Consider the following 331-nt stretch of genomic DNA (forward strand, 5'->3'; position numbering starts at 1 on the left):
ACCCTTTTGGGAAGCTTTTGAAACATTCTTACAGAATCATTATGCGTATGATCCAACCCAAACCTTGCTTATTATTAATGGCGATGGAGCAGGCTGGATAACGGCATGTCGGGAGTATTTTCGGGAACGGGCCTTTTTCACTATGGATCGTTTTCATGTCGCTCGTTCGATGAAACAGCTAATGAAGAGCCATCCCCGATTCCGCTACATGAGAAGAGCATTAAAAAACTACCAGGTAGAAACATTACTTCTAGAGTTGAATAGTGCAGTAGGAACAATGGATACACCAGAAGAAGAAGAAAAACTAGCGCATTTCCTCGCCTTTTTAACG

At 42.3% G+C, this 331-nt stretch carries 1 protein-coding gene; it reads left to right on the forward strand.

Going from position 1 to position 331, the window contains the following annotated elements:
- Window positions 1-331 (forward strand): UPF0236 family transposase-like protein (locus ACTQ5K_RS25635; RefSeq protein WP_441994466.1); only part of this gene is annotated, 331 nt, incomplete at both ends.

The sequence above is a fragment of the Niallia sp. Sow4_A1 genome (assembly GCF_052116745.1).
In the GTDB taxonomy this organism is placed as follows: Bacteria; Bacillota; Bacilli; order Bacillales; family Cytobacillaceae; genus Niallia; species Niallia hominis.